Origin of the sequence: Agrobacterium albertimagni AOL15 (assembly GCF_000300855.1) — a bacterium.
Classification (GTDB): domain Bacteria; phylum Pseudomonadota; class Alphaproteobacteria; order Rhizobiales; family Rhizobiaceae; genus Allorhizobium; species Allorhizobium albertimagni.
The window spans coordinates 482,684-489,450 of record NZ_ALJF01000006.1 but is presented as its reverse complement, the minus strand read 5'-3'; the positions used below and the strand labels follow the sequence as shown (position 1 = coordinate 489,450).

General features: G+C 62.3%; 7 protein-coding genes. 6 read left to right on the top strand and 1 reads right to left on the bottom strand.

Annotated elements, in window-relative coordinates:
* Positions 1–169: 169 nt before the first annotated feature.
* The 6 genes from ung to QWE_RS09370 all read left to right on the top strand — a co-directional run bounded on the left by ung (position 170) and on the right by QWE_RS09370 (position 5,799).
* On the top strand, positions 170–862 hold the full coding sequence (ung, locus tag QWE_RS09395; RefSeq protein WP_006725875.1) for a uracil-DNA glycosylase: 693 nt from the start codon (positions 170–172) through the stop codon (positions 860–862).
* Between the two features lie 153 nt (positions 863–1,015).
* Positions 1,016–2,290 carry an NAD(P)/FAD-dependent oxidoreductase gene (locus QWE_RS09390; protein WP_006725874.1) on the top strand — a complete coding sequence of 425 codons (1,275 nt, stop codon included), beginning with the start codon at positions 1,016–1,018 and terminating at the stop codon, positions 2,288–2,290.
* A 111-nt stretch (positions 2,291–2,401) separates the two neighbouring features.
* Positions 2,402–3,829: an aldehyde dehydrogenase family protein gene (locus QWE_RS09385; RefSeq protein WP_006725873.1), complete on the top strand. Its 1,428-nt coding sequence runs from the start codon at positions 2,402–2,404 to the stop codon at positions 3,827–3,829.
* A 262-nt stretch (positions 3,830–4,091) separates the two neighbouring features.
* Positions 4,092–4,490: a DUF1236 domain-containing protein gene (locus QWE_RS09380; RefSeq protein WP_006725872.1), complete on the top strand. Its 399-nt coding sequence runs from the start codon at positions 4,092–4,094 to the stop codon at positions 4,488–4,490.
* 80 nt (positions 4,491–4,570) lie between these two features.
* Positions 4,571–4,924, top strand: a complete 354-nt coding sequence (locus QWE_RS25250) for a hypothetical protein (RefSeq protein ID WP_006725871.1) — start codon at positions 4,571–4,573, stop codon at positions 4,922–4,924.
* 110 nt (positions 4,925–5,034) lie between these two features.
* Positions 5,035–5,799 carry a metallophosphoesterase gene (locus QWE_RS09370; protein WP_006725870.1) on the top strand — a complete coding sequence of 255 codons (765 nt, stop codon included), beginning with the start codon at positions 5,035–5,037 and terminating at the stop codon, positions 5,797–5,799.
* Positions 5,800–5,814: 15 nt separating this feature from the next.
* Here the strand turns inward: QWE_RS09370 and QWE_RS09365 are convergent, their stop codons facing one another.
* Positions 5,815–6,714 (bottom strand): DMT family transporter, encoded by a 900-nt coding sequence (locus QWE_RS09365; RefSeq protein WP_085942921.1) that lies wholly within the window; start codon positions 6,712–6,714, stop codon positions 5,815–5,817.
* Positions 6,715–6,767 lie beyond the last annotated feature (53 nt).

Sequence of the window (6,767 nt, the reverse complement as noted above, 5' to 3'; positions counted from 1 at the left end):
AGCGCCATCGCCAGCAGGAATGCCGAGGTCAGTATGCGCTGGCGGCGCCAGAGTTTCAGGAGTGACTTCACGGTTCTCTTGTGTGCTCGGCTCGGGTTGAGGTTGACAGGTCCGGTTGCCGGCTCTCTATCGTCTCCAAGCATGTAAGCGAGAACGAGGAGCGGCGGCAATGGCGGAGGCGGGTGTCAGGCTCGAAGACAGCTGGAAAGCGGTGCTGGGAGACGAGTTCGCGCAGCCCTACATGCGCCATCTCAAGGTTTTCCTGCAGGCTGAAAAGGCGGCCGGCAAGCAGATCTTTCCCAAGGGGGCGGAGTATTTCCGGGCGCTCGATCTGACGCCGCTCGACGAAGTCCGGGTGGTGATCCTCGGCCAGGATCCCTATCACGGGGCAGGGCAGGCGCATGGGCTCTGCTTCAGCGTTAGACCCGGCGTGCGCATCCCGCCGTCGCTCGTCAACATCTACAAGGAACTGCAGAGCGATCTCGGTATTGCGCCGGCGCGCCACGGCTCCCTGGAGCACTGGGCGCAACAGGGGGTGCTGCTGCTCAACAGCGTGCTGACGGTCGAAGAGGCGCGGGCGGCCTCGCATCAGGGCCAAGGCTGGGAGCGCTTTACCGATGCGGTTATCCGCGCCGTGAACGAGGACTGCGAGCATGTCGTCTTCATGCTGTGGGGCTCCTATGCGCAGAAGAAGGCCGCCTTTGTCGACGGGTCCCGCCATCTGGTCTTGAAGGCGCCGCATCCGTCGCCGCTGTCGGCGCATAACGGTTTCTTCGGCTGTCGGCATTTTTCGCAAGCCAATGAGTATCTTCTCTCCAAGGGCAGAAACGCGATTGATTGGCAGCTCCCCAGCGAAGCATGAGAATGTTCTGAAGTTTGATTATCCATCGCGGCTTAAGTAGTAATCGGTCATTCTACCCATCGGCCAAAATACAGCCTGACGTTTATTGTGTGGTTTGTTGGGGCGGGGCAGATTGCCCGACGATTTTTCCAATCGTGTTCAGGTCTCACCTTTATGCAGTCCGCAATTCCGGTCTCGTCCGTTTGGCGACGCCCCGTTTCGCCGCTTCACTGTCGCTGTGAAGAGGGCGATCTCGACCTCGTTGTCATCGGCGCCGGATATCAGGGATTGTCGACGGCGCTGCATGCAGCGCGCGCCGGGCTATCGGTTCAGGTTATCGAAGCCGGTGGGATCGGTGACGGGGCATCCGGGGTGAATGGCGGCCAGGTGATCCCTGGGCTGAAGCAGGATCCGGAAACGCTGCTTGCGCTTTTCGGTGATGAGGCCGGTCGAAGGCTCATCGAGTTTTCGGCGGGGACGGCAGATTTCGTCTTCGATCTCATCGCCCGCGAAGGTCTCGACGTCGAGCATACGCGCTCCGGCTGGATTCAGGCGGCGCATACCGAGACCGCCATGCAGGCGGCGGTACAGCGCAACCGGCAATGGCGGGCGCAAGGCGCGGATGTCGCGCTTCTCAATCCGGCAGAGATTGCGCTCCTGACCGGTGCCGAAGGCTATCGCGGCGGTTTTCTCGATCGGCGCGCCGGTGTCGTCAATCCGCTGGCGCTCGTGCATGAACTCGCGCGTATCGCAACGGAAGCCGGCGCAGCGCTGCTGCTGAATGATGCCGCCACGTCGCTGCAGAGGGAAGGAACCTTCTGGCAAGTCTCCACGCGGTCCGGTCGCTCGTTCCGTGCTCGGAAAGTCCTCGTTGCGACCAACGCCTATTCCGAGGGGCTGGTGCCGAACCTCGCCCGGAGCCTTGTCTGGCTGCATTCCTTCCAGATCGCCACGGAGCCGCTGCCGCCGGATTTCGATTTCATACTGCCGAGCGGACAGGCCGTCTCAGACAGCCGGCGGATCGTCCTTTACTATCGCCGCAGTGCCGACGGACGTCTTGTGTTCGGTGGGCGGGCTCCGATGCGCGTGCCGCAATCGACAGACGACTGGCTGCATCTGGAGAGGGCCATGCGTCGGCTCTTTCCGATGCTTGGCTCCATGCGGATCGAACAGCGCTGGTTCGGTCGTGTCGCGATGACGCCCGACTATATGCCGCACTTGCATGAACCTCAGCCGGGACTTCTGATGGCGGCCGGCTGTCAGGGGCGCGGCATCGGGCTGATGGTGGCGCTCGGTGGAGTTCTCGCGCGGTATCTGGCCGAGGGGAGCCGCGAGGCCCTGCCACTGCCGATTTCGCCCCTGGTCCCCATTCCGCTGCATCGCTTCCGACGTCTCGGGGTCGCTGCTCATCTTGCCTGGTATCGACTGCTCGATGGACTGGAACGCTGATCCCCGCATTCAGGTTGGGGAAAGCCTGATCACGCCGTCTTGCATGCTTGCCGTGATCCGGCATGTGACCAATAGTGCCAACCACCTTACTTTCACTCCGCTGGAGCCCGCATGTCCAACCATCTGAAGTTCTTCATAGACGGTGCGTGGGTCGATCCGCTGGAGCCTGCGGTTCTTGATGTCATCGATCCGGCCACCGAGGAGCCCTTCACGACGATCTCGATCGGTGGACGCGGTGATGTCGACCGCGCCGTGGCAGCCGCCCGAAAAGCCTTTGCCACTTTCTCACTGACCGACCGGTCAGAGCGGCTGGAGCTTCTCGAGCGCATCCTTGCCGTCTACAACGAGCGCTTCGAAGACATCGCCCAGGCCGTCAGCCGGGAGATGGGGGCGCCGCTCACTTTCGCACGGGACTCTCAAGCCGAGGCAGGGCGAGCGCATCTCGAGGCCACGATCGCCGCCTTCAAGAGCTTCGAATTCATCGAGCAGCGCGGCTCGACCCGCATCGTCAAGGAGCCGATCGGCGTCTGTGCGCTGATCACACCGTGGAACTGGCCGCTCAACCAGATCGTTTGCAAGGTCGCGCCGGCAATCGCCGCCGGCTGCACCGTCGTGCTCAAGCCCTCGGAGATCGCCCCGATCTCGGGGCTGATCTTTGCCGAGGTGATGCAGGCGGCTGGGACGCCTGATGGGGTGTTGAACCTCGTCAATGGCCGCGGGCCCGAAGTTGGTCAGGTGATGGCAGGCCATCCTGATGTCGACATGGTGTCGTTCACCGGCTCGACGCGGGCAGGCATCATCGTCGCCAAGACGGCGGCCGATACGGTCAAGCGTGTGGCGCAGGAACTGGGCGGCAAGTCAGCCAATATCATTCTTCCTGACGCCGATTTCGGAACTGCCGTGCGCAAGGGCGTGGAGGGCTGTTTCGGCAATTCGGGCCAGTCTTGCGATGCACCGACGCGGATGCTGGTGCCAGCTGATCGCCACGACGAGGCGCTGCATATCGCGCGGGAAGCCGCGGACGCTCACAAGGTCGGGAACCCGCGGGCTGAAGATACCGTCCTCGGTCCTGTCGTCAGCGACGTTCAATACAACAAGATCCAGCGGCTGATCGAAGTGGGGATCGAAGAGGGCGCGCTGCTGGTCACCGGCGGACCCGGGCGGCCAGAGGGCCTGAACCGCGGCTACTACATCCGTCCGACGGTTTTCGGCCATGTGACGCCGGATATGACGATTGCCCGTGAAGAGATCTTTGGTCCCGTGCTGTCGATCATGCCTTACGAGACGGAAGAGGAGGCGATCGCGATTGCCAACGACACCGTCTATGGCCTCGCCGCCTATGTCCAGTCGCGGGATATCGACCATGCGCGGCGGGTTGCTGCCCGTATGCGCGCCGGCTCCGTCTATCTGAACTACCCTGATTGGGACACGTCTGCCCCGTTCGGTGGCTACAAACAATCCGGCAATGGCCGCGAATATGCCGACTGGGGTATCCACGACTTTCTCGAGATCAAGGGCATCGTCGGCTGGGGTGCCTGAGCTGCTTTCCACATCAGCATGACGCTGCCATTCCTGCCGCGAACGCGTCTTGTTGCTCTTCAGCTTCGGTCTCGGCGTGCCCGTTGAACGAATAGCGTTTTACTGCCACCTGCAGTAATCCCTGCCTCAAGCATTACGCCTCTGCCTAAATTCTGCCAATTTTTCCAAAGGCTTGTAGTAGAGGCTTGGGAGAGGTTCGCGGAACAATTTCCTGTGAAGTCCGTTCTTTCCGTCAATGGCAGTCAACGGAAAGGATCAAGCCATGAATACGAAGATTATCGCTCTTGGAGCTGTAGTACTTGGTGCTGTCGCTTCTCCAGTCCTGGCACAAGAAGGCACTGTCACCGGTGCTGCCGGTGGTGCAGTGACCGGTGCCATTGTCGGCGGTCCTGTCGGTGCAGCCGTGGGCGGCGTCGTCGGTGCCATCGCGGGTACCGCTGTTGCTCCGCCGCCGGAGCGGGTTGTCACCTATGTCCAGCAGCAGCCGATCCCGGCCCAGCCGGTCGTCATCGAGCGGCAGGTGGTCGTCGGTGAACCCCTTCCGCAGGAAGTCGTGCTGACCACGATCCCCGAAGATCCGACCTACGCCTATGCAGTGGTCAACAATCAGCGCGTCATCGTTGACCCGCAGACCTACGTCGTCGTCGGCGTCGTTCAGTAAGCGACGATCGCCAGCCTTTATAGAAACGAGATTTTGACCGGCCGCGCAGCCGTCGGTCATCCAATCCAGGAGGAAACACCATGGACCAACGTCCTGATCCCCGCCTCGATCAGCGTCCGCACGTAACCCAGCAGACCACTGCTGGCGGCGGCGCGACCTGGGGCATCGCCATCCTGCTTATCGTGGTGATCGCAGCCGGCGCCTTCTTCGTCTTCGGTGGCACGAACACTGCCGAAACGCCGGCTACGCCCGCTACGGAAAGCAGCACGCCCGCAGCCCCGCCGGCCGATGCTCCGGCCCCGCCGCCGGCTGATACGACAACGCCTCCGGCTGCTGATCCGGTCACCCCGCCGCCTGCAACCGATCCGGCTCCGGCCGCACCGGCTCCGACTGGTGGTGCCACCGATACGCCGCCGGCAACCACAACACCTTAATCGGTGTACCAATGCACTGCGAGGCCGGCCCCTGTGGGGGCTGGCCTTTTTCGTGCCGATACGCTTTTCTCTTGATGCGTGCAGCGCAGCGACGGGACAGGAGGTGTCCAATGGGTGATGAGGGTCTGATGAGCACTGAGCCGGGCCGTGCGCCACGTCTCGTCATCGATCCCGCCGACTATGCCGCTGTCTATGCGATCGGTGACGTTCACGGCTGTCTCGACGCGCTTCTGGAACTGGAAGACATGATCCGCGAGGACGCCCTGTCGACCGAGGGGCGCAAGCTGATCGTGATGCTCGGCGACTATGTCGACCGAGGGCCGAAATCCGCTGCCGTCCTCTATCATCTTACAGCGTCGCCGCCGTCTGGTTTCGAGCGGGTTTGCCTGCGCGGCAATCACGACGATGCCTTCCTCGCCTTTCTCGACGGCGATCCGGCCGGTGACTGGGTCCTCGACCACGGTGCGGAGACAACCTTCGCGTCCTATGGTGTGGTGATGGACGGCTTCAATCTGCCCACCAACCGCTTCGCCCTGCGCGAGGCCATCCGGAATGCAGTTCCGAGCAGCCATGTGGAGTTTCTCAGATCGCTGCCTGTGCTCCTCACCCTGGGCACGGATGTGTTCGCCCATGCCGGGCTCAAGCCAGGACGACCGCTGTCCGAGCAGACCGATGACGATCTCATGTGGATCAGGCGATCGTTCCTCGATCTAGGTCCAGGTTTGCCGGTGCGCGTCTTCCACGGGCATACGCCCATGCGCGAGGCCCATGTCGGCCCGGATCGGGTCAGTCTCGACACGCATTGCTATCGCACCGGACGGCTGACCGCCGCGCGTGTTGTTGCTGGAGACGTGTCCATCCTGTCGGTCGGCTAACCTTGCTTAAGATTGTCAGCGCGGAGCCTTGTCGGGGGCGGGCTTGCCCCATTCGGCAATCGCGATGCCACCGAGAACGAGCACCAATGCCACGACATGGAAGACTTCCAGCTTTTCGCCGAGGATGGTGACCGATAGAAGCGTACCGAAGACCGGCACCAGATTGATGAAGAGGCCTGCGCGGTTTGCGCCAATGCCTTCGACACCCTTGATATAGAGGATCTGGGAGATCAGCGAGGGGAACAGGCCCGCATAAAGGATGATGAGCCAGCCGCGCGTGTCGGGCAGGATCAGTTCGCCGCGGCCCGCTTCCCACCAGAGCAGCGGCAGACAGGTGATTGCGGCGGCGAGTGCCGGCACGGCCATCAGGCTCTTCCAGTGAACCGGCGGCTTCCAGCGCAATGACACGGTGTAGATCGCGTAGGCGATACCGGCAAACAGCATCAGAAGATCGCCATAGTTCAGCGTCAGGGTAAGCAAGGTCTGGAGATCGCCATGAGAGGCGGTGACCGCCGCGCCGATGAAGCTGATCATGAAGCCGAGGATCTGGACCGCAGAGACGGCGATGCGAAACAGCAGGAAGTTGATGACGAAGATCAGGACCGGGATGGCGCCCTGTTCGATCGCGCCATTCACGGCGCTCGTGTATTTCAGCGCCGTATAAAGAAAACCGTTGAAGGCGGCATAGCCCACCGCGCCGTAGAAGATCAGCAGCTTCCAGTTGGCTTTAAGGACCTCCCAGTCCTTGCGGATCTGGGGAATCGCGATCGATGCAATTACCAGGGTCGCAAGCGCCCAGCGGCCAAAGCTCAGCACCATCGGGCTGACATGGCCAAGCGCCAGCTTGCCGGCAATCGTGTTGCCGCCCCAGAGCAAGGTCGTGATGACGAGAAAACTATAGGCGCGGATGGGCAAAGACATCATTCCCTGCATGCGGACGCCCCGTGCAGAACCCGTGTGCCCCCGGT